Below are 22,370 nucleotides of genomic sequence, written 5' to 3'. Positions count from 1 at the left end.
TGCTGTATCCACTAAGAAAAAGTCAACAATGAAGGCAGTTGTTACATATTTAAATTTAGATATTCACTTTTAAATCCGAAAATCTCATTAACAGCTTGTTGATACCCACCCGATTTTTGAAAGGATTCCCTAATATTTGCAACAGCTTTATGGAAAGATGGGTGGTTTAACACATGATCTACGGCCTCACGTAGTTGATTTGCAGTCAAGTTTTGCATTTGTAATTTAATACCGGCTCCAATATTGGTAACTTGCCCGGCAATTATCGGCTGATCCGCGCTTTGTGGGATTACAATTAGCGGTACCCCGTAATAGAGACCTTCATTGGTACTGTTCATTCCACCATGTGTGATAAATAATTTAGTGTGTTTCAGCACCTCAGTTTGTGGAACGTAATTCTTAACAATGAAGTTTTTTGGAATCTCCCCCAAATCAGATATTTGAACTTTTTCCCCAATAGACATGACAACGGCATGATCAGTATTCCAAAATGCCTTAAAACAAAGCTTATAGAAATCAATTGCTTGGTTAAAGACAGTACCCAGTGAAATGTAAATCAGTCCTTTCCCCTTGATTGCAGTTAGGTCGAAGTTTTCTTGCGTTGGTCGTAAAGAGATGGATGGACCTACAAATTTGTAAGTTTGGTCAAACGTTTCTCCAAAGGGTTGAAACTCCCTAGTTGTATAAATGATTGTAAGTGGTGCAGGGTTACAAAAAACTTCATAAGGAGAACGGATTTCCACATCATATTTTTCTTTAATCTTTGTAGTCAGGTTTTGAAAATCATCATTTATCGTTTTAACAATTTCTGTTGGGACATTTTGTGAAAGATGTTCCAACATTTTATCAAATGAAGCTTTTGTCTGCGCAAATGAAGTACAAGAATTAATTGCCGGAAGTTTAAGTATTTGTGCAAGTAAACGTCCACAACCAAACATGGAATCGTGGATGATATAATCAAAATGTTCTCCTTCGATTTGCTTCAGAACACTAGGTATCATGATATCTGCCGTATGCAAAAGACCGTTGATTCTTTCGAGTAAATGATTTCTTCCACCTGAGATAAAAGCTTTTATAAATTTTTCACCGTCAAATGTTCGTACAGTAGCTCCCGTCTTCTCAATACGCTCTCGAAAAGCTTCTATCGTAAAGTACACTACCTCTTCCCCACGCGATATAAGCTCCTGCACAACACCAATAGTTGGATTGATATGTCCTTCTGATCCACCATTAATAAACAAAACACATGCCATAATAAACACTCCTTAGGTAAATGTTATCTAGATTGTGTAAGAGTAAAGGTCACTACACCATACGATTGCTCAACTCAAACAATGGTATTAAATTTATCATAGTACAATATTTGAAAAGCTCAAACTTTTAATTATCCTTATATTTTAGACTCTGTTAAAATTGCCTGTTGATTTCCGCTCCAGGCGCGGTGGTTCGCGGGCAGTCCGGGGAGGCTCTTCGTCGCCGCGCTTCTGCGGGGTCTCCCCTGCCCCGTCCTCCCACAGGATGCCACTCTAGCTGAATAACAAAAAAGGATCGCCGCAGCAATCCCCTTCTTTTAACATCCCCGTTAAATTTATTGTAATTTAGTTACGCATAATTGTATTAATCATGAGTGATGTTACCTCTGGATCTCCAACATTCTGCATTTAAACTAATTTTTTATATGCGTCCTCAAAAAATATTATCCAGGTTGTGAGCTACCTCCTGTAAGATGTGCGTCAAACATATCAATGATTTCTAGGAATCTATCAGCTTCACGGAAAACATGGTCAGCTAACAGAGGATGAATAATGCTCTTTATTTTACATTGCTCAATTAAATCACGGGCTGTTTTCTTGAAGTCCCTAAGAGATGATACCGACACCCGATTTTGATCAAGGAATTGATCTAAAAGAGGAACTGTCTGAGATTGTGGCTTCATAGATTCTAAGTCCTTTGCTTGATACAGCAATTGATCAAAATCATTGCTGAAATTCCGTGCTACATCAACTAGCTTCCTTTCGGACGGATCCAGTAGATGTCCAATAAATTTGGCATGGTCTGCCATAATCCTTAAGAAGAAGACATTTTCTTTAATAATGGCATCTGGAAGCGATTGTAATTTTCCTTCATTTAATTCAATTAATCGTTTTCTAAAATAATTAGCTTCCCTACTTGTATGGTCAACTAATAGTGGGAAATTATTTGCCCCCGGCAATTTGCATGTGAGAATTAGTCCTAATACTTTCCGTTTAAATACGAAAATATTAGTTGCAGCTTGTTGTACCTCTGAATTAAATCTTCTTATTTGTTCGGGGTCAGTCTGATTATTAAAGGAATGTGCAGTTTGTTCGATGTGTTCAAATAATCGATAAAATTGGTTAGCCTCTTGAATTAGTTGAGTATCCTCTGCTCTAAATCCTAATCGAAGAAATAAAGAATGCTCTTTCATGATCCTAGCCCAAAAACGTATTTCATTTAATGAACGCTCAACAAACATAACTGATGTAACACCTGTATCAGCATGCAAAACGGTATCATCACCATTCATTAGATTACCCCCCGGAATAAACTCCATTTGGTCTATTCTTATTTACAAGGTGATTAAAATATACCTAATTTCCCTACATTATGCCTATGAGACTAAACTGCTTCGTTCCTTCAATAAGAAAAGCCGACAGTTCTTGGCAGCATTGTTCTTTCACTTTAGGCTATTCTTTGAACCTCAATGATGCCAGGTTTACTAATATATTTCTCTTCTTTAACTGCACCTTACTTTAATAAGGAGAAAAGGCGATTACTCTTTAGTTTAGTAATCGCCCCCTGTCATTTCTATTCAATAAAGTTTATTTTATTTTCCTTACACCATTCAATCGCAATTTGTATAAAACGCTCGTCACGGTATGAATACCATTGATCTTCCATATCAAAGTCTATTATTTTGTCCTTAAATCTTCTAAATGCACCCTTTCCTTTAATTGCTCTTAATAAGGATTCCTGCTTACGTTGATCACTTACTGTTAGGCAATAGTTTTCCATTATTTCATATTCATTCACTTCATATTTAGTAGGTAACTCTATGTAATTTTCAAAGTTTTCAACGACATCAATTGCAATAATTCTATTTTCTCGTTCCCATTCAGGTAAATGATCAAATGGTTTTTCTTCTTCAACAGCTCTCAAGTCCTCCGAATTAACTAACACTATTTCACCTGTTTTAATATTAAGTAAGGAACGTGACTCTTCGAACTGTATTTCCATTTCCTCAATTATATCCTTCAGTTTGACTTGTATATTCATTATTAAATCACCCTTTATTATTTTTTTACTAATGCCCCTTAGCCATCCATGCAGCACAAAATTTAAGCACTCCACTTTATTTATGGCATTGATGTAGGGTGTTTTGCAAAATAACAGGTCCTAACTTGTTTGTTTTTGAATTTGAAAGACGTAATTCCACTCGTGTATTAACAGGAAGCGAAGCAGATATCTCTTCGATTTTACCTACCCAAGGAGTTCCACCAAACCAGCTCGGAGCGTCCTCCTTAACTGAATACATCTTAAATCGCCAGCTGATTTCCCCTATGATCCGTGCAAACCCCTCATATTGGTCATAGTCTCCAAAGGATGAAGGTAAAGGTAACCAATCCGCATAAATACCTACACTCTTCCTTTCTCTAATCGGACTTGTTGGACCAGGCGTATATGGCTTTTTAACTTTTGTAATTAAACCAGTCCCTTGTGCATTGGGAATATCCCTAACCGGCTTAAGAACCACGCTACACGGATAGGATATTTCTTTTAAAGTTTGTGCATGAATTATTCCTATATGAGTAAAGAATAAGACTAGCAATGCCGATGAGATTTTTAACATGTTTATTAATCCACCCCCAAATTTGAAGATATTATTACCAATCCCTTCACTCAAAATTCGCCCATTTATCCATGGTTTATATCCTGCTCTATAGTAAACAAAGAAAAAGTCTCCCGCACAGCACCAATCAATATTATTGGCTCTCCCGTCTACATTGGATACGGCCTTCTTTTCCGGAAATACTTTTTTTCAAATTAACTTTATTTATTTTAACTCCATGGATTTTGTTTCTTATTGATATCCTTCTCTAAGAATATTAAAAAAAGGTTAACATTTCCTTTGACCTAGTTGTTTACGCACATATAAAAAGCCATTCCGCTGCAAGTGTTTGGAATGGCTTTTTCATTTTAATGTTCATTCTTTGTCGTAAAATCGGGTACGAGCCAATGGATGAGCAATCCAGCAATGGTAGCGTAGGCGATACCATTATGAGCATATCCAATTCCGATGATGAAGATGATCGCGACGATGACCAAATTTTTCATATTAGCCAGACTCACTTTTTCCTCAATGAGGTGACGGATCCCCATGGCAGCGATCATACCAAATAACAGGATACATATGCCTCCCATCACTGCAACTGGAATGGATTGGATAACAGCTCCAACTTTACCGAACAAGCCAAGAAGAATCGCAAGAACAGCAGCGCCTTGAACGATCCTACTGGAAAACTGGCGTGTGATGGCTAGAACCCCGAGGTTTTCCGCGTAAGTTGTTTGTGCAGGTCCTCCGATGAAGCCGGAGATTAATGTTGCAATGCCATTCCCCCATAGGATGCTTGAAAATCCAGGATTCTTTGTCACATCTTTTCCTGTAATCTCATTTAGTACAAACATATGTCCAAGGTCTTCGATGATGGTAACCAGGGCAATTGGCGCCATTCCGAGGATCACGACCCACGTGAATTCCGGCATGACGACATGCGGAAGAGCAAAAGTCGGTGCAGTGGCGATCGTATGAAAATCAACAAATCCACGCACCGAAGCATAAGCATACCCTACCGCAAGACCGATTATAAGCGGCAAGAGGCGGATCACCTTTGTGCCTGCAAGCGTTGCGATGACCGCTGCAAGAAGGCTGACGATAGCGACATCCCAATGGGTCGAAGCCATGTTGGTCACCGCCGTGGTTGCCAGCGAAAGACCGATAATACTTACAACAGGACCAACGACAACTGCAGGAATTACCTTGCGGACTTTTTCAAAGCCGACAAATGAAATGATTATAGATACAATGGCATAAACAATGGAAACGCTGATAAGACCTGCAACGGCTTGACCCGGTGAATGTAACTTCCCCACATACAACGCAAGCGGAGCAATAAAGGCAAAGGATGAACCTAGATACGTAGGAACCTTTCCGCGTGTAATAAGATGGAAAATCAAGGTTCCTAAACCACTGGCAATAAGTGCACTTCCTGGATCAAGACCAGTTAGTGCCGGCACCAAAACTGTGGCACCAAACATTGCAAACAAATGCTGTAATGATAATGGAATTGCGCTTAAAAATTTTTTCAATCGTGTTTCCCCCCTTTAATAGTTCCTTCATTTATCATATATTTCTTCTATTTATTTTTAGAATAAATACTCGGTTGAAAAATGTATTTTTTGTATATTTCGATTTTACAATAATGGAAATATACAACTCCTGACCTACACGATCCATATCAATGTTTTGAATGATTATATGTCAAATTTCGTGCTTAATATTATAAGGAAATATAAATAATAGTTAGTTTTTCTCTGATAGTGATCCTTTTTTTGATACGGGAGCATTTTTGCCTAATATAACAGAATAGACAACAAACACTGCTATTACAAGAGTGAAAAATGTGATGGATTCATCGAGAAAAACTGTTGAAAATAGAATCATCAAAAATGGTTGTAAGTATTGAATCTGACTAACTCTTGCTATTCCGCCCATAGCCATTCCGCTATACCAAGCAACATATGCTAGAAATTGACTAACCACTGCGAGATAAATAAAACTAACCCATGCTTGTAATGGAGCATGGAGCATTTCAGTTGTAAGGTTTAGCCCAACTGGAATAATGAAAAATGGAGCACCGATCATAATCGCCCAAGCAATCACTTGCCAGCTACCTAATTCTTTCGCTAATCTCCCACCTTCTGCGTAACTAAGTCCAAGTATAATCACTGCTGCTAGTAAAGCTAAATCGGCAAATTGTAATTGACCGAATCCAAGATGAAGTGCATACACAATAACAGCTAAAGAACCGATTATACTGGAAAGCCAGAATTTGAGAGAAGGGATTTCACCAGCTCTAAACATAGCAAATCCGGCTGTTGCTAATGGTAATAAGGCTAATTCCACAGCTCCATGAGAAACAGGCAAGGATTCCATTGCCCAAGAAGTGAGGAGTGGAAATCCTAAAACTGCACCAACAGCAACAATAAATAGATGTTTGAATTGGCGAGGAGAAGGAAGTTTTTCTTTTCGAACAATAAATATCACAGCTACTAAAATAGCAGCAAGAACTGTTCTTCCTAAACCGACGACCGTGGTCCCAAAATACTCTACTGCAATTCTTGTAGAAGGGAGCGTTAAGCTAAAACAAATAACACCTACTAATCCCAACAATAATCCAAATTTCTCTCTGGTTTCTCTCTGCATCTTATCCTACCTACCTTCGTATTATATCTGTACCATTTTCTTTTTTCTTAAAAAACAGTTCTGATATAATTAACATAATAATAGGTACACACAATAAAAATAAACCACTTTTTCGCCCTTCTGTACCAGTACAGTTGAAGGAGGATAAATGAATGAGCTCAAAATATATCGAGATAATGGAAGAAATGAAGCTTCGGCTAGCAGACGGGGCGCTTATTGCAGGGAGTAAACTCCCTTCTGTTCGTCAGCTATCTGAGCATTTTTCATGTAGCAAAAATACAGTCATTAAAGCATACGAAGAACTAGAAAAAGAGCATTTAATTTATTCAGTTCCTAAAAGTGGCTACTTTGTTGTGAATGAATTTCAAATGACGACGAATGAAAATGACGTGATTGATTTCTTATCTGCTGGTCCAGATAAAAAAGTTATGCCTTATCTTGAATTTCAACATTGTATGAATCAAGCAATTGAACAATATAAAGAAGAGCTTTTTACATACTCTGATCAACAAGGCCTTTACTCATTACGCGTACAGTTAGTGAAATATTTGCAGAATTTACAAGTGTTCACTCAACCTGAAAGAGTAGTGGTTGTATCTGGCTCGCAGCAAGCCCTTAATTTATTAGTTTCTATGCCATTTCCAAATGGAAAAAACAATATTCTAATTGAACAACCTACTTATTTCGGATTTATTGAGGCCATCAATCTGCACCAAGCTACTACTTTCGGAATTGAGTTATCGATGGAAGGGATTGATCTTGATCGGCTAGAATACATTTTTCGAAATAATGATATAAAATTTTTCTATATTATCCCGAGATTTCACAATCCTCTAGGACATTGTTACTCGAATAGCGAAAAGAAAAAAATCGTTGAGTTAGCTGAAAAATACGATGTATATATAGTGGAAGATGATTTTTTAGGTGACCTTGACCCAAATGCAAAATCAGATCCTTTATTTTCTTATGATCCTTCGGGGAGAGTGATTTATATTAAAAGCTTTTCGAAAATTTTCCTCCCAGGGTTAAGGATTGCTACTGTCGTTCTTCCTACATTAATGATTAACAATTTTTTACGATATAAATTTTGTTCGGATTTTAATAGTTCAGCACTTTCTCAAGGGGCACTAGAAATCTATTTAAAAAGTGGAATGTTAAATAGCCATCTCAAAAAAATTAAAAAGGTATACCATACTAAAATGCAAATCCTTCAAGAAGCCTGTGAATTATTGCTACCGGCTAATACTCATTTTTCTAAACCGACTTCAGGATTCTATCTATCCATCACTTTGCCCGAGAATGTGAAAGCCAAACAGGTAGTTCATATGCTAAACGAGCAGCATATATTTGTTGATGATGCCTCTAGAATGTTTTTGCCAGAATATAAAAAGGAAAATCTCCTTCGATTAAGCATCTCTCAAGTGAACGAGAGTCAAATTAAACTAGGGGTAGAGCGATTAGCTCATGGTATTGCTTTAATTAACAGTAGAAAAAATCATATGACTCCAAATAACTTTTTACTCTTTTAGTATGGGTGAGTTTATATAGAGGGTAGCATCAGGATTATGAGGATTTCCAACGCTATGAATATGCTCAAAACGGTTGTTTATGTCACTTAGAATTTGAGCAATCATTTCTTGAACTATTGCACCCGTTTGTAAGTACATTTCCTCACAATCTTGCTGGCAATTATGTTGTCTCATAACAAAAGCCGCCAGTTTGCCGGCAGCCTTGTTTTTAGCAACTCCTGTATTTTCTATTCCACACAGTATGCTGAACCCAATAGAATCAAAGAACAGCTAAACCTTGCGAGCCGAAGTAAGGAAAGTTAGTCCAGGCAGCAACCTGCAATCTTACTAAACTACCATCATCCTGGATATTAAATACTGACACTGTACCCTGATTTCCGTTAAGGTTGTAAAAATGCCGTCCATCCTTACTTACTCCGACATCCATTGGAAGACCTGGTGCTGTACCTGGCGGTGTACTGGTTATATGCCTTACCACCGACAGTGCTCCATTGGGATCGATATGGTAGGTGGAGATGATGCCACTTAAGGTATTGGTAATGTAGGCAAAACGTTCATCTCTCGTTGTTACAACCCAACAAGCAGTCTTATATCCGTTTGGTACAGAGCCGCTAATCACATGAAGAATACCGTCGTTGGTCAATGAATAAGATGACAGCGCATTTGAAACTGCTTCTGTAACTAAGAGGATTCCAGACGAAAGAAAATAAGCGCCCAATGGTCCTTGACCGAAAGAATCATTAACGATTGGTCCTGTAACCGTACCATTATTATTTACTTGGAATACACTGAGATGGTTTGATGTAAGCTCGGAGACAACGATTTTACTTCCATCCGGAGTGAAGAGAACCTGCGCCGGCTGAGCATTGAAAGTGCTGAGAGAATGGGTGGATCCGGGAATAGGAATAAGGCTTCCGTTATCATCTATGTGAAAACCAGTGATATTTGATGCAAAATTGTTTGCGGCATGACCTACATTGGAGACATAGAGAAGATTACCAAAAACATCTACGCTATTGGGCTGAGCACCTCCTGATGGCTTTACATCCACGATAACAGGTGCTCCGTTTTCGGTTATGATGAAACTACTGATACTATGGCTGCCTGCGTTGACTGCAAGTAGGAAACGTCCATCACGGGACAAAGTTAGGGCGCCTTGTGACGCTAAGGGGTCGACTCCATCGTTTGCTGTTGCAGTGGAAACTTCCTTGGTACCAGTACCTCTTCCATAAGTTGGGTAGGCACCTACAAAGGTAAGCATTCCATTCATGTCCACGTAGAAGGAAATGATTTGATTCATTACTTCATTATTGGTCATCATGTACACCATACTCGTACGCGCACGAAAATAATTGTTCTTTATCTGCATTTTATGACTCTCCTCCTTTTATAATTTTATATGGTTTCTTCTCTCTTAAATAAGTAATGACTTCCATATAAGAAAAATGACTTCAGAAACATATAAAGAAAAAATTGAATTTTATTAAACCGAGCTGGTGTAACTATTCTTTAAAATCTAGCCTATTTTTCTCTTAAGTTATAAGTAAACAGGCTGTTTTATTAGGACAACTTCATCCCGTGATACATATACATGCAGTGTAAATATAATTATATAATTTAAGGAGGATAATTTTTTATGAATGAATACCTCAAGAAATATTTTCAAGAAAAAGTAATCAAGGTTAATCGAGGTGGACCAGAATCCAGAATTGGGAAGTTACTGGATGCAAGTGACGATTTTATCACCGTTCTCACGGAAGATGATGGGGTCGTTTATTACAACACTCACAATATTAAAAGTTTTACAGAAAATCTGAAAAAGCAGTTTAAATTCGACGTTGATGTTCCGAAGGATTTCGAATTTAAAAAAGCTAAAAATTTCAAACACCTGCTTAAATCATTGGAATATTGTTGGGTGAAAATAAATCGTGGCGGTCCTGAGACGGTCGAGGGGGTCCTCTGTGAGGTAAAAAATGATTTTGTTTCTTTGGTCAAAAATGCGGAAATCGTTCGCATTGCCATGGTCCACATTAAAAATGTTAGTTATGGAGTAAATAATGAAAAGGCTGAATCGAAAGAACATGAGTCACGTCAAAAATCAAACGATAAGAGTAAAAATAACAAAAACAACAAAAATAACACCACTAGTAGCCCTAAGAGAACTTCACAAAAATCACGTCAAAAATCAAACAATAAGAGTGAAAATAACAACAATATCACCTATAGTAGCCCTATTGCTATTTCGCAAACATTACCTCCAAAATTAAACGATGAGAGTGAAAATAACAACAATATATCCTATAGTAGCCCTATTGCTTCTTCGCAAACATTACCTCAAAAATTAAACGAGGAGAGTGAAAATAACACCAATAACACCAATAGTAGCCCTATTGCTTCTTCGCAAACATTACCTCCAAAATTAAACAAGGAGAGTGAAAATAACACCAATAACAACAATAATAGCCCTATCGCTACTTCGCAAGAATTACCTCCAAAATTAAACGAGGAGAGTGAAAATAACAGCAATAACACCACTAGCAGCCCTATTGGAACTTCGCAAACATTACCTCCAAAATTAAACGATGAAAGTGAAAATAACAACAATAACACCACTAGTAGCCCTATTGGAACTTCGCAAACATTACCTCCAAAATTAAACGAGGAGAATGAAATTAACAACAATATCACCATTAGTAGCCCTATTGGAACTTCGCAAACATTAAATCCAAAATTAAACGAGGAGAATGAAAATAACAACAATAATAGCCCTATCGCTACTTCGCAAGAATTACCTCAAAAATTAATCGAGGAGAGTGAAAATAACAACAATAACACCACTAGTAGCCCTATTGCTACTTCGGAAACATTACCTCCAAAATTAAATGATGAGAGTGAAAATAACAACAATAATAGCCCTATCACTACTTCGCAAGAATTATCGCCAAAATTAAACGATGAGAGTGAAAATAACAACAATAACACCACTAGTAGCCCTATCGCTACTTCGCAAGAATTACCGTCAAAATTAAACGATGAGAGTGAAAATAACAGCAATACCACCACTAGTAGCCCTATCGCTACTTCGCAAGAATTACCGTCAAAATTAAACGATGAGAGTGAAAATAACAACAATACCACCACTAGTAGCCCTATTGCTACTTCGCAAACATTACCTCCAAAATTAATCGATGAGAGTGAAAATAACAACAATAACACCATTATTAGCCCTAAGGGAGCTTCGCTCAAAACATCTATTGAAGATGAATATGATGAGTCAGTTCAATTATCCTCATTAACCTCATTGGAAAAGATTTTACGAAGATTAAGTTTTTAAAGTTTCTCACGCATAGTGGTTCGCAGAGTAGTTGAAAATGAAAGGGCACTGTCAACAAAAACGCTTGATAGTGTCCACTCATTAAATAAGTTAATTCTTCATGAAATTTTGTTTTTGTCCAAGCCATTTGAGTTTTAATAATATTTAGTGCGAGTATTAATGTTCACACTTTCTTCTGATTGAAGCGTCTAACACTTCTTTATTAACAAATCACTGAATTTAATCCAAAAAAATTTTTTCTCGATTGTCTTTCAGATTCCATAATCATTCTCAACTTTATGCTTTTCCAAAACAAGCCGTAGCATTTCAAACAACAAGAAGTTAAAAAATATCCATACAGAGCCATATACATAACCACCCATAATATCACTTGGAAGTAAATCGGTCGATGCAACATTTGCTATGGTTAACCCTATTAAAAAGACTAAAGTAAATAAAATGCCCAATAATGGCGTAATAGTGGTTTTTTGATGACGGACAAGTAAAAATAAGCATGTCCCATAAATTATGATTGTTAAAGTAGAGCTTATATCAGGAAAATTATCTGAATGAAATTTTCCTACAAACCCTATTGATTGAAGATAGGAAAAAATCTGGATGATAGATTCATGAAACAGCCTCGCTCCTAAAATCGAAACGATGAGTAAAAGGTACTCAAGCAGTCTGTTCTTTCCTTTTCTCCAAATACGGATGATGGTTATCCCAATAATTGCACACAGGGTATACGGAGATTGGAATACAAGAAATACTTTCATCCAACTCATATAAATTGCAATCTTAACCATATATTCAACTATTTCATTAAATTGACTAAACTCATCATATAAATAGTCTTGAGCCATTCCTAGCATCAAGGTCACCATACCGATTAACACTAAAGTAAGAAAAACAAGAAAGATCTCTATTTTTCTAATGGTTTTTAGATGATTCAACAATCGTTGTATGAAACGAATAAAAAAGTCCTTGATTTGATTCTTAAAAAACCGATAGGCCAAAAAACCTGCCAACAATATGACAAAAACAATAATAAATATAATGAAATATTTACTAGCAGCTTGATGTAAGGCCTCCCAACGAGGTCCCAATACTTTTCCTAGAGTAATAAAACAAAATCCCCATAAAAATGAACCTGTATAAGCAGGGACAATGAATTTTCGAAAAGGCATTCTTGAAATACCCGAAATATAACCAGTGAAATGCCTAATCCCTGGAATGAAATAAGCAAAGACCAACAGTTTGCTGCCAGATTGTTCAAACCAATCGGCGGTTTTTTTATATCTTTCTGGTCCCAAGTGAATATACTTTCCGTATTTTTCAATCAATTTATATCCTCCTGCCTTACCTATCCAATAAGTGGCAGTAATTCCCGCACCGCCCGAAATAAAGACTGTCAGGAGAGCCAAAGTGTAATTCATTTTACCCTGAAATACAAAATAGCCAGCGTAGCTCATTAAAAATTCGCCTGAAATAGGTAGGGCCAAAAGCTCTAGAAAGATTCCTGTAAATAGAATCAGATAACTGTGCTGTTCAAATAAAGTGATTAAATGTGACATAAAATATGCCTCCAATATTTATAAAAAGAAACACTAAAGTCAATTCAAATTTAGTTCTAAATACAATGTAGCACGATAAATGAATTCATTTTCCATATTAATGAATTCTTAATCTGGTTTTAAGAGAACAAAAAGGTTATGGATAAAATAAAAAAGCTAATCCCTTTTTGAAAAGGTTACCAGCTTTTTTACAATGGATATTAAAATTAAAGTTTTTTAACCTTAATTGGACTTACCATTAATAGAGCGAGGATTAAGGTAATCCATGCATTGCTATATAAAAAGAATCCCATACCAGCCAATGGCAATCCAGCAGCTGGAATAGGTAATCCTTTAAAATACCCAATGGTTGGTTTAACACTAAACTTAGCTAATCTTATTGCCCCCATTGTTGGGAAAAGGATAAACGCCAAAGAAGTTAAAATGGATGGTGCTGCTAACGAATGAAATAAAAGTGCTGGAGCAACTCCGAAACTAACAATATCAGCTAAGGAATCCAATTCTACGCCAAATTCACTGTTCACTTTTAATTTTCTCGCAACCCTTCCGTCAAGAAGATCTAAAACAGCCGAAAAGAAAATAAAAATGGAGGCTACTTCTAAAAAGCCACTCATATTAAAAGTAATTGAAAGAACACCGCACAATAAATTTCCAATCGTAAATAAATTGGGTACAGCTTTTACTATCTGATTGAACAAGGTAGACCCCCTGACGATGACAAATCATCTGCTCTTAAGTAGCATTTTCTGTTTATTCTTCCTCTATTCTTAAAAAGACATGATATTCAATGAAAAAAATTTTGTTCTCCCTGCACAAATATGTTTACTCATAAAAAAGATCGTCAATAGACGATCTCTTCCTCTATTAAAGTAAGCAGGATAGTTGTCAGACTCTCCGGCCCTAATATGGTACTAATAGAACAGTCCTAATCATATTCTTATAAAAGAAAACAATAAGAAGGAGTGTAAAGTTAGTTTGAAAAAAATTAAGGTTAGTTTACGGCCCATTGTAAGTAAGATAAATTTACCCACAGTTTTGAAAACAGCTATACTTCCGGGTGACTCAATTGAAAGACTATTTATTGCAACCCAGGTAGGAGAGATCTTTTACATAGGAAACTCAAGTTTAAGGACTTTTTTAGATATTCGCCCGCGAATCATAAAGTTAGGTACTTCTGAACCAGGTGTTTCTGGTCGAGGATATGATGAACGGGGATTGCTTGGGCTAGCGTTTCATCCCAAATTTTATTATAACGGTCTTTTTTATCTTCATTATTCAGTAGCTGGAACACAAGGTCCAGGTGCTCTTTCTGAACATTTTATACCTAACCCGTGTGATCCTAGAACTTTAAACCTAAAGTGGATAAATAGAGAAACTCAATATGATCATATTGATACAGTTGAAGAATGGATTTTACAATCGAATGGTCAACCTCAAAAACGACGGACATTACTTAACTTAAGAAGACCATTTTTCAATCATAATGGTTTCAATAGCTTAAACTTTTCACCTGAAACCGGAAAACTTGTTTTAACAACCGGAGACGGTGGATCAGGCTATGATCCATTTAATTTAAGCCAGGATAATATGGAAATTGCCGGTAAAATAATTGAAATGGACGTAGTTAAGAATACATTTATTGATAATCCACCCGTAGTCACACGGTTTAATGAACTTCCCTCACCTATTCAAGAAACGCTTACGGTAATTGCCAAAGGGGTTCGCAATATACCAGGCATTTCATTTCAAAAGTTTTATAATCAGTATGTCAAATATGTGGGAAATGTCGGACAGGATTTGGTTGAGTCGATTTTTTCATTCGTTCATTATAAACCAATACCGGTTACTCAGCTTATTCAAGCTTCTTTATTGAAATCTGAACCTGACCAAGAAGAATTTATTAACTTTGGCTGGCGAGGGTGGGAAGGTGCTTTTCCTACTTCGACTATAAGGGGCTGCTCTCAAAATCCGACTTTGGATGAGAAAACAATTGCTTATTACAATGAAGCAATAAAAACTTCAGTGAGGCGTCTTCAGCCTTTAACAAGTTATTTTCATAAAGATCCCCGACCCGATAAGTTTGGAGGAACTGCACTTACAGGAGTCCAGCCATATATGGGAAATGGAATCCCCGATTTAACGGGAAGTGTTGTGTTTACCGACCTTGCCCGTGTTGAAGAATCTCGGCCTCCGGTTAGAGGGGGTTTAGCTTATACCAGGGTAAGAACAGATGGTAAACTAAATGATTTTAGTGTGATTGAAACCGATTATAATTTTGGGTCTCAATCATCTTATTATGTTAATTTGGGCACGAATCTGGATCAAACCAGAATATATTTAGGGGTTTATGGCTCTATGAAAGTGACTGATTTTAATCAAGGCACTGTTTTTGAAATTGTTCCATAATTCACATCTATAAAATTCGACTTAATAACAGATAAATATCTTTTTGTTTCGTTCTCCCCATTTTTTATCATCAAAAGCTTTTTCCATAGCTCCCATACTTACATTAAATAAGTTTCAATTAGAAATGTAATTGTACAAACCTACCGCTTTACTTTAACAAAAAGTGAGCATTTCACTTCTTAAAGGAACAATCCTTTGTGGAGGAATGTTAGCTGTTACAATGATGTCGGGGTTTTAATATTAAGCAAGCTACCGTCGCCTATTTAAAAAGCAAGGCCCGATTGGCCCTGCTTGTTATTTGACTATTACTTTTCCAACCATTCCTTTACTGAAATGGTACCGACATAGCAGTTCATATGTATCGGGCTTTTTCGGTTCCACGGTAATGGTTGTTTCTTTTCCTGGCTGGACTTCGGCGTCAATTCCGAGCTTTTCCACGGTGAAGGTGTGTTCCTTCTTACCTTTGTTTTTCAATATCAACGGTGTCGTTTTTCCATTGAGAATAGTGATGACTTTCGGATTAAAGTAATCATCGTTCAACTCGACCTCAATCGCTTTCACCGTCTCCATAGGCTGAGTTCCGACACTGGATTCGGCAAATGCGCCTAGTGAGCCTAGAGTTGTCACAACCACAATCATGGCAAGCATAACGACCAATCCTGTTAACCACTTTTTCAAAGACATTCGCAATCCCTCCTTTCCTAACCACTATTTTTCTCTAATTCATAAAATATTATCACTTCATTCATTAATTTAGAGTGGTACCGACTTCCATTTGGTCAAATGTTCACCGTATATTGGCAATTCTTTTATGTTTTATGTTCCGAAATAGGTTGTTATAATGGTGATTATGAAATACTTAGGAGGATGTCACAATGAACATATTTGAAAAGTTAAAGCCTATTATTGCAGACCAACTGGGTGTCAAAATGGAGAATATCAAACCGGAAGCATCATTTAAAGATGACTTCGAAGCTGATTCACTTGATATGGTGAACCTGACGATGGAAATTGAAGATGAATTCGCGATCGAAATTAGTGAGAAAGTTGCAGCGAGGCTTCAAACTGTCGGTGATGTCGTAAACTATATTGAAAACCTTCGTTAACAAATAAGGAAAGCGGATAGCCCAACTCAGGCGGACACTTGAACGCGGGTGAACGTATCTCAGAAGGTATCCGCTAACTGCATATTACAAAAATGCGCAGAATCCCCTCCTTCATTAAATCCGTTAATAAGATTTATTTGTTCATTTTTCTCCATAAAAATATCCCCTATTTTTATTACACATAAAAGAGCTCTTCTTATGGAAGAGCACGTAAAAATGATAGTTTCTATTGGTTCTTCGTTAAGTTCTCATCATTCAAATCAATAATTCTTTTCTTTATTTTATAGATATGCTCGTTAGCTCAAAAAAAAGACTGCCAATGCAGCCATCCCTTCTTGAATTCAAGCACCCGTTAATAGAATAATATTTTTATTTTTCATAGAAACGTCCCTTGCTTCCTCATAAACTTTATTTAAACTGTACACTAAGTTTACAAGTCTTTAATATTCAGATGATATGATTGGTTTATCAACGAATGAGGAGGCAGTATAAATGAATGTGCGTGCAATATTTATTGATATGGATGGAACACTACTAAAAGCCTCAAACAACATTTCCCGTCGAAATATGGAAGCCATTTATAGGCTCATTAATCAGGGAGTCAAGGTTTTTCTAGCTACTGGACGACACTATGAAGTAAGTGTTCGAACAGGTACACCAAGTCATGAATTATCCGCTTTGTTTAAAAAGGAAGCAGATATCATCAATTGGAATGACGGATTTGAACTGGTTGCTCCTAATGTTTCCAAATGGTCTGCTATCAAAAGCTTACTTCGCGAATTTCGAATTAGTCCAAATGAAGTCGTTGCTATTGGAGACGGACCCAATGATATAGAGATGCTTCGTCATGTCGGTACGGGTGTGGCAATGGGGAACGCTAGCGAAGAGGTTAAATTAGCAGCTGATTTTGTTACAGAACACCACGAAAATGATGGATTAGCTGAGTTTATAGAACGTTATCTTCATAAATCATATGAATCAAATGTGATTTAGGGTAATTTTAATATAACTTTTTGTAATGAAAATGACAGGTGTGATCTATTTCGTTAGATTCATACCTGTCATTTTTTATCATCAATATTTTATAATAAGATAGTTTAAGTGTATTTCCTCACCTTCACAATGTCTTTAAAAGGGTTGGTTCTCCGCTAAAACAAAAATCCATGTTTTTCACCTGTTACCATTTCTTAGTTTAGTTTTCATCGAATAAGTCTAAGTACCATCGTTCTTCTACTAATTTCGAACCAGTCCACTCATAATTTTCTTTTTCTTCTGTTAATCTAAAATGATATTTTTGATATAGATAACGAGCAGTGCTTAAAACACTTACCGTCCATAGGAAAACATGTTTGTATCTTTGTTTTTTACAGAAGTCGATGGCCGTCTCCATAAGTTTCTTACCAATACCCATTCCATGATAATTTTCATCCAAAATAAACCATCTTAATTGGGCAACATTATCATTGGATTTAGTAATCGCAATCGAACCTGCCATTTTACCATCTACTTCAGCAATCCACAGTTCTCCTCCATCCGTATTGATCATAAATTCAGTTAAGCCCTTCATAACGTAATATTCAAACATTGGTCCAAACTTATAAGTATTTTCGTACAACGTTCCATGCAGGTGTGCTACGAAACCAACATCTCCAGGTTGAAATGTTCGAATGGATACCTCTGATTGAGAAGGATATTCTTTAGTGAATATGGATTCTATGGTTTCCATGGCACTGATCAGCTTGGTCAAATCACGATTAGATATTTCTTGAATCATTTTTCCAACTTCACGATTCGCATTTTCAACTAGCTCATTAAAAATTTCTTTACCATAGTCAGTGAGGTAAAGTAAGTATTGGCGTTTATCGTCTGATGCTTGCTTTTTAAAAATAATTTTTTCTTCCTCAAATTTTTGAACGATTCTGCTCATTTGTCCACGGTCTATTCCAAGATTTTCTCTCACTTCCGTTGCAGTACAACCATTTCTAAAATTGATTTCAGTTATAACACGTGCTTCTGTTAAAGGAAAAGGTTTATTATAGATTTCTTGGTCAATTTTACCTAGAACATTTGCATAATGCCGATTGAATTTCCGAATTTTTTCTACATATTGAATTTCTTCCATCTTTATTCTCCTTAATATTCAGAATATTAAACATTACAAATAGCATAAAACATTTAGTTGATTTAGTCAACTAAATGTTGGTTTAAATTAACTAACTGCTTCTCTAGTAGAACAGAAAAAAGGGACTGCGATAGCAGCCCCATTGATGCTAAATTTACGCTCAAACAATCCAATTCCTTTCTTTTTAATTTTCTATTATCGTCATCATCCCAAAATTAAAATGATTATCAAATTCCCCTTGGTATTGCTGGGTTTTATGACCATCAATTTGTTAATTATCGATTATTAAAATAAACGGATAAAGCATCGCTAAAATTTTCGGAGTCTTCATTTGTTATTATTATATAGTGGTCACCTTCTAATGAAGAGGAAAAATTATGAATTCCTTGAATTCGTAAAAAGTCGTCAACATCTGAAAGTTTTTCACCAGCATTCTTTAATGTTTTATGCCCTACAAACTTATCATTTACATACACTTCATATGTATCCTCATTTAACTTCACACCGTTCTGTAAATCCAGCTTTCCTCCTGATAGTGGAAATAGATAATTGTCAATTGGATTATCGGTATTCACCTAATTACCTCCATTCTTTTTGTATTGATACGTTTTCCCTAGAAGAGTAAAAATATGCTCGAGCCGCCGTTTATACCTTTACATCGTACCCGTATGCTAAAGAAGACAGTTTATATATTACTTCCCATCCCCTCTTTTTATTTTATGCTTTTCTATGTTATCCCTGTCAATTCATCCAACACATCAGCAGGCTATCCGATATGGTACTTATTGCATTTGTATCAAGTGAAAAAATCTCAACTGGCAATCGTTTGCTCCTTTACAGATCAACACGGTAAGTAGAACCATTTTTAGGAATAAAATAATCCCATATATCAATAATAAAAAGAGCACTTTTTAATTTGGAAGGAGAAGGATTTATGAAAAAATTATTGTTAATGGGATTTATTTTGTTATTTCCATTAAACATGGTGGCTGTAACAAGCACCTACGCTAAACCGCAGGTACATTGCATTAGTCAATCTGAGGTAAAGTTCGAAAATAAATTCAGGAGACTTTGGATTGATCATGTATTGTGGACAAGTAATTATATTACAAGTGCTACAACAGCAGGAGCGGAGGATCAAAAACAGGTACTGACTAGGCTTCTGAAAAATCAGGAGGAAATTGGCAATGCTGTAAAGCCAGTATACGGAGTGAAAGCTGGGAACAAACTTACGAAGTTGCTTAAGCAGCATATTGTTATTGCGGGAAAGATTGTGGCTGCGGCTAAAAGCGGAAATAAAGCCTTGGTGAATCAGCTAAACAAAGAATGGTATAGAAATGCTGATGAAATAGTAGCTTTCCTTAGCGGTGCCAACCCCTATTTGAAAAATGAAGATCTAAAAAATTTGCTGTATATGCATCTGAAATTAGTGACAAATGATGTCTCTGCAAGTTTAGCAAAAGATTGGAATGCCAGAATCGTTTCAATTGACGAAGGGGTCACACATATAATCCTAATGGCAGATACTATCTCGTCGGGAGTTGTAAAGCAGTTTCCGAATAAATTTAAAAAATAATTTTAAGAATCTCCAGCATTCTGTTGGAGGGTCTTTACTGAAGGCTCTTCCGAAGTTCCTTATCTGGCTCTCAAACTTGAATTTACACCAAGTGAAATATTAAAGGTGTTACGTGAATTCCAAATGGGAGTTGACAAGAAGGAAAATGCTAAACGAGATATGTATGTCAGCAAAATAGAGCCATCTTTGCTAGACGCGGTAACAAGATTAGCTCGTTTGCTAGATACTCCGAAAGACATACTCCTTATATTAGTAAATCTCATCATATGGTTTTGCCTTTTCTCTTTTGTTTTATCGTTCCAAACAAGATGTTTCCTTTTGGAACAATATCGTATCCCTATACTCAAACTTGTTAATCAAGCTCAATAAAATAATGATCCTTACGATATGACACTGCCTCCATGGTTGCAATTAGATTTTGCTCGTGAAAAATGTCAATTCGATAGAATCCTGTACGAAAGTTTCGTCTTAATTCCGTCGCACGCGCAACAATTCTGTCTCCTGGTTTTGCTGCTTCAATAAACTGGATAGTGGTCGAGAGTCCTACTGAGGTTTTTCCATATGCATTACAGGCTACAGAAAATGCGTGGTCTGCTAAAGCATAAATAACTGCTCCATGAACTGTTCCATACGCATTTACCATATGGTCCTGCACTTCTAGAATTGCTTCTGCAAAACCTGCCTCAAATTTTGTTAATTGGATGCTAAGACTTTCGCATACGGGTCGTTTTTTACTTGTTCATAAATTTGCTCGTAATGCTTTTCATAAATTTGATACTCATCCATTTTCTTCTTCACGGTGACCTACCCCTTTAATATATTGAATGTTTCGAATGTGATTAAAAGACCAATTGCACCAACATCATGTAGACAATTGTTCCCACTGCTATTGAGAGGAGCATGTTTTTCTTCCAAAAGTGCAGAAGAACCACCACCGCCACTGCAATAAATTCAGGAATACCATGACTTCCAGATAATAAATTCACATCCTTAAAACAGTAAACGACCAAAAGACCAATGACCGCCGATGGCAGGACTTTACCGAGATACTGTATATATTTCGGTGTGGGTTTACCGGATGGGAAAACAATAAATGGAAGAAACCTTGTTAGCATTGTGCCTAAAACAACCATAGCAATCGTAATAATCTGCTGCGTTACATTCATTGTCATATGGCGCTAACCTCAACTTTCTCAATTGGCTTTCTTAGTAGGGTGATTATCCCCAAAATGGCAAACATAGCTGGGATAATGAAATGGTTTCCACCAAAAATAATAAGACAGACAGTCGAAATTCCAAGACCCACGATAGCACTGTGGTGCTTCTTCTCTTTCATCCATTGTTCAATGAAAATGACTACAAAGAGAGCGGTCATAACAAAATCGAGTCCTTCTGTGTTGAACTTAACAAGAGATCCAAAAATGCCGCCAATTGCTGCTCCCAAGACCCAATAGGAATGATTGAGCAATGTTACAAAGAACATAAACCAGCCCTTGTCTATATTCTTCGGAATTTCGACGGTACAATTGATAGAAAAAGACTCATCGCAAAGCCCATAAATCATGTAGAGCTTTTTCTTCCCGATTCCCCTGTACTTATCCAGCATGGAAATGCCATAAAACAAGTGCCGTGCATTCACCATTAAAGTTAGAAAAAGAGCGTTTATCGGATTAAAAGAGACAAGCAATAAATTAGCTGCAACAAACTCCATTGATCCTGCAAATATGGTTAAACTCATTAGAATTGGGTATATGGCACTGAAACCTAAAGAATTCATAAAGATTCCATAAGCGATTCCCAAGAAAACAAATCCTGCAAAAATGGGGACTGTATATGGGAAAGCGGCACGAAATGCAATCCATATTTGATTTCTTCTTTTTTTCATTTGATTCACATCCTGATTGCAAAATTTATTTAAATTTAACACAGAAAATCCATACAAAAAACAAGATAATTGTATGGATTACAATTATCTTTATATAAAATAAAATACCCCCGTTTTATTACAAATGGGAGTATTAGTAGACATTTTTATTCTTAAATAGAACGAACACTTCTACGTTCACCTTTTTAATTCATACAATTTATTAAGAATTCCATACAAAAAATGATATGATTGTATGGATTACAATTATCTTTATATAAAATAAAATACCCCCGTTTTATTACAAATGGGAGTATTAGTAGACATTTTTATTCTTAAATAGAACGAACACTTCTACGTTCACCTTTTTAATTCATA

21 protein-coding genes and 1 pseudogene are annotated in these 22,370 nt (G+C 36.3%); 7 read left to right on the top strand and 15 right to left on the bottom strand.

All coding sequences use genetic code 11. The features are described 5' to 3' along the window. Positions 1-41 precede the first annotated feature (41 nt). The 6 genes from KW850_RS14485 to KW850_RS14460 all read right to left on the bottom strand — a co-directional run bounded on the left by KW850_RS14485 (position 42) and on the right by KW850_RS14460 (position 6,502). Entirely contained in the window at positions 42-1,253 is a 1,212-nt protein-coding gene (locus KW850_RS14485) for a macrolide family glycosyltransferase (RefSeq protein WP_218348291.1), read from the bottom strand. 443 nt (positions 1,254-1,696) lie between these two features. Continuing rightward, the gene (locus tag KW850_RS14480) at positions 1,697-2,545 is read right to left on the bottom strand and encodes a DUF2935 domain-containing protein (RefSeq protein WP_218348290.1); all 849 of its coding nucleotides are present in this window, start codon (positions 2,543-2,545) and stop codon (positions 1,697-1,699) included. Positions 2,546-2,826: 281 nt separating this feature from the next. Continuing rightward, positions 2,827-3,351, bottom strand: a complete 525-nt coding sequence (locus KW850_RS14475; protein WP_308128802.1) for a UPF0158 family protein — start codon at positions 3,349-3,351, stop codon at positions 2,827-2,829. Between the two features lie 19 nt (positions 3,352-3,370). Further along, the gene (locus KW850_RS14470; RefSeq protein ID WP_218348289.1) at positions 3,371-3,868 is read right to left on the bottom strand and encodes a YoqH family protein; all 498 of its coding nucleotides are present in this window, start codon (positions 3,866-3,868) and stop codon (positions 3,371-3,373) included. 347 nt (positions 3,869-4,215) lie between these two features. Continuing rightward, the gene (locus tag KW850_RS14465; protein ID WP_374226332.1) at positions 4,216-5,334 is read right to left on the bottom strand and encodes a uracil-xanthine permease family protein; all 1,119 of its coding nucleotides are present in this window, start codon (positions 5,332-5,334) and stop codon (positions 4,216-4,218) included. A 265-nt stretch (positions 5,335-5,599) separates the two neighbouring features. Next, positions 5,600-6,502, bottom strand: coding sequence for a DMT family transporter (locus KW850_RS14460; protein WP_218348287.1), 903 nt, complete (start codon positions 6,500-6,502; stop codon positions 5,600-5,602). A 152-nt stretch (positions 6,503-6,654) separates the two neighbouring features. Between KW850_RS14460 and KW850_RS14455 the strand changes: the two genes are divergently transcribed. Then, entirely contained in the window at positions 6,655-8,031 is a 1,377-nt protein-coding gene (locus tag KW850_RS14455) for an aminotransferase-like domain-containing protein (RefSeq protein ID WP_218348286.1), read from the top strand. A gap of 259 nt (positions 8,032-8,290) precedes the next feature. On the opposite strand, the gene KW850_RS14450 is transcribed toward KW850_RS14455, so the two are convergent. Beyond that, positions 8,291-9,400 (bottom strand): lactonase family protein, encoded by a 1,110-nt coding sequence (locus KW850_RS14450; protein WP_218348285.1) that lies wholly within the window; start codon positions 9,398-9,400, stop codon positions 8,291-8,293. Between the two features lie 267 nt (positions 9,401-9,667). Between KW850_RS14450 and KW850_RS14445 the strand changes: the two genes are divergently transcribed. Then, positions 9,668-11,365, top strand: coding sequence for a hypothetical protein (locus tag KW850_RS14445; protein ID WP_218348284.1), 1,698 nt, complete (start codon positions 9,668-9,670; stop codon positions 11,363-11,365). A gap of 251 nt (positions 11,366-11,616) precedes the next feature. Here KW850_RS14445 and KW850_RS14440 read toward each other — a convergent pair whose 3' ends face one another. Further along, positions 11,617-12,918 carry a VTT domain-containing protein gene (locus KW850_RS14440; protein WP_218348283.1) on the bottom strand — a complete coding sequence of 434 codons (1,302 nt, stop codon included), beginning with the start codon at positions 12,916-12,918 and terminating at the stop codon, positions 11,617-11,619. Between the two features lie 206 nt (positions 12,919-13,124). Further along, positions 13,125-13,616, bottom strand: a complete 492-nt coding sequence (gene pssA / locus KW850_RS14435) for a CDP-diacylglycerol--serine O-phosphatidyltransferase (RefSeq protein WP_218348282.1) — start codon at positions 13,614-13,616, stop codon at positions 13,125-13,127. 277 nt (positions 13,617-13,893) lie between these two features. On the opposite strand from pssA, the gene KW850_RS14430 reads away from it, so the two are divergent. Then, positions 13,894-15,324, top strand: a complete 1,431-nt coding sequence (locus KW850_RS14430) for a PQQ-dependent sugar dehydrogenase (protein ID WP_218348281.1) — start codon at positions 13,894-13,896, stop codon at positions 15,322-15,324. Positions 15,325-15,618: 294 nt separating this feature from the next. Here the strand turns inward: KW850_RS14430 and KW850_RS14425 are convergent, their stop codons facing one another. After that, positions 15,619-16,008, bottom strand: a complete 390-nt coding sequence (locus KW850_RS14425) for a cupredoxin domain-containing protein (RefSeq protein WP_218348280.1) — start codon at positions 16,006-16,008, stop codon at positions 15,619-15,621. Positions 16,009-16,199: 191 nt separating this feature from the next. On the opposite strand from KW850_RS14425, the gene acpP reads away from it, so the two are divergent. Continuing rightward, positions 16,200-16,430, top strand: a complete 231-nt coding sequence (gene acpP, locus KW850_RS14420; protein WP_218348279.1) for an acyl carrier protein — start codon at positions 16,200-16,202, stop codon at positions 16,428-16,430. Positions 16,431-16,922: 492 nt separating this feature from the next. Then, complete coding sequence (locus tag KW850_RS14415) at positions 16,923-17,423, top strand: HAD family hydrolase (protein ID WP_218348278.1); 501 nt, start codon at positions 16,923-16,925, stop codon at positions 17,421-17,423. Between the two features lie 199 nt (positions 17,424-17,622). Here the strand turns inward: KW850_RS14415 and KW850_RS14410 are convergent, their stop codons facing one another. After that, complete coding sequence (locus KW850_RS14410) at positions 17,623-18,552, bottom strand: bifunctional helix-turn-helix transcriptional regulator/GNAT family N-acetyltransferase (protein ID WP_218348277.1); 930 nt, start codon at positions 18,550-18,552, stop codon at positions 17,623-17,625. A 275-nt stretch (positions 18,553-18,827) separates the two neighbouring features. After that, entirely contained in the window at positions 18,828-19,127 is a 300-nt protein-coding gene (locus KW850_RS14405; RefSeq protein WP_218348276.1) for a hypothetical protein, read from the bottom strand. A 359-nt stretch (positions 19,128-19,486) separates the two neighbouring features. On the opposite strand from KW850_RS14405, the gene KW850_RS14400 reads away from it, so the two are divergent. Both KW850_RS14400 and KW850_RS33370 read left to right on the top strand, forming a co-directional pair. Beyond that, positions 19,487-20,128: a glycosyltransferase gene (locus KW850_RS14400; protein WP_218348275.1), complete on the top strand. Its 642-nt coding sequence runs from the start codon at positions 19,487-19,489 to the stop codon at positions 20,126-20,128. Between the two features lie 36 nt (positions 20,129-20,164). Further along, positions 20,165-20,377, top strand: a pseudogene (locus KW850_RS33370) (AraC family transcriptional regulator); the annotation flags it as partial. Between the two features lie 103 nt (positions 20,378-20,480). Here the strand turns inward: KW850_RS33370 and KW850_RS14390 are convergent. The 3 genes from KW850_RS14390 to azlC all read right to left on the bottom strand — a co-directional run bounded on the left by KW850_RS14390 (position 20,481) and on the right by azlC (position 22,013). Then, the gene (locus KW850_RS14390; RefSeq protein ID WP_308128809.1) at positions 20,481-20,831 is read right to left on the bottom strand and encodes a PaaI family thioesterase; all 351 of its coding nucleotides are present in this window, start codon (positions 20,829-20,831) and stop codon (positions 20,481-20,483) included. Positions 20,832-20,967: 136 nt separating this feature from the next. Continuing rightward, positions 20,968-21,300, bottom strand: a complete 333-nt coding sequence (locus KW850_RS14385) for a branched-chain amino acid transporter permease (protein WP_218348274.1) — start codon at positions 21,298-21,300, stop codon at positions 20,968-20,970. After that, positions 21,297-22,013 (bottom strand): azaleucine resistance protein AzlC, encoded by a 717-nt coding sequence (gene azlC, locus KW850_RS14380; protein WP_218348273.1) that lies wholly within the window; start codon positions 22,011-22,013, stop codon positions 21,297-21,299. The genes KW850_RS14385 and azlC overlap by 4 nt, the downstream gene beginning before the upstream one ends. Positions 22,014-22,370 lie beyond the last annotated feature (357 nt).

Source organism: Bacillus sp. sid0103 (assembly GCF_019219025.1).
The sequence above is the reverse complement of the archived record's forward strand: the minus strand, read 5'-3'. Positions and strand labels throughout refer to the sequence as shown.

Coding starts and splice junctions, on each gene's coding strand:
- KW850_RS14485 (WP_218348291.1), bottom strand. CDS start 1,253: ATGGCATGTGTTTTGTTTATTAATGGTGGATCAGAAGGACATATCAAT.
- KW850_RS14480 (WP_218348290.1), bottom strand. CDS start 2,545: ATGAATGGTGATGATACCGTTTTGCATGCTGATACAGGTGTTACATCA.
- KW850_RS14470 (WP_218348289.1), bottom strand. CDS start 3,868: ATGTTAAAAATCTCATCGGCATTGCTAGTCTTATTCTTTACTCATATA.
- KW850_RS14465 (WP_374226332.1), bottom strand. CDS start 5,334: ATGTTTGGTGCCACAGTTTTGGTGCCGGCACTAACTGGTCTTGATCCA.
- KW850_RS14460 (WP_218348287.1), bottom strand. CDS start 6,502: ATGCAGAGAGAAACCAGAGAGAAATTTGGATTATTGTTGGGATTAGTA.
- KW850_RS14455 (WP_218348286.1), top strand. CDS start 6,655: ATGAGCTCAAAATATATCGAGATAATGGAAGAAATGAAGCTTCGGCTA.
- KW850_RS14450 (WP_218348285.1), bottom strand. CDS start 9,400: ATGCAGATAAAGAACAATTATTTTCGTGCGCGTACGAGTATGGTGTAC.
- KW850_RS14445 (WP_218348284.1), top strand. CDS start 9,668: ATGAATGAATACCTCAAGAAATATTTTCAAGAAAAAGTAATCAAGGTT.
- KW850_RS14440 (WP_218348283.1), bottom strand. CDS start 12,918: ATGTCACATTTAATCACTTTATTTGAACAGCACAGTTATCTGATTCTA.
- KW850_RS14425 (WP_218348280.1), bottom strand. CDS start 16,008: ATGTCTTTGAAAAAGTGGTTAACAGGATTGGTCGTTATGCTTGCCATG.
- acpP (WP_218348279.1), top strand. CDS start 16,200: ATGAACATATTTGAAAAGTTAAAGCCTATTATTGCAGACCAACTGGGT.
- KW850_RS14415 (WP_218348278.1), top strand. CDS start 16,923: ATGAATGTGCGTGCAATATTTATTGATATGGATGGAACACTACTAAAA.
- KW850_RS14410 (WP_218348277.1), bottom strand. CDS start 18,552: ATGGAAGAAATTCAATATGTAGAAAAAATTCGGAAATTCAATCGGCAT.
- KW850_RS14400 (WP_218348275.1), top strand. CDS start 19,487: ATGAAAAAATTATTGTTAATGGGATTTATTTTGTTATTTCCATTAAAC.
- KW850_RS14385 (WP_218348274.1), bottom strand. CDS start 21,300: ATGACAATGAATGTAACGCAGCAGATTATTACGATTGCTATGGTTGTT.
- azlC (WP_218348273.1), bottom strand. CDS start 22,013: ATGAAAAAAAGAAGAAATCAAATATGGATTGCATTTCGTGCCGCTTTC.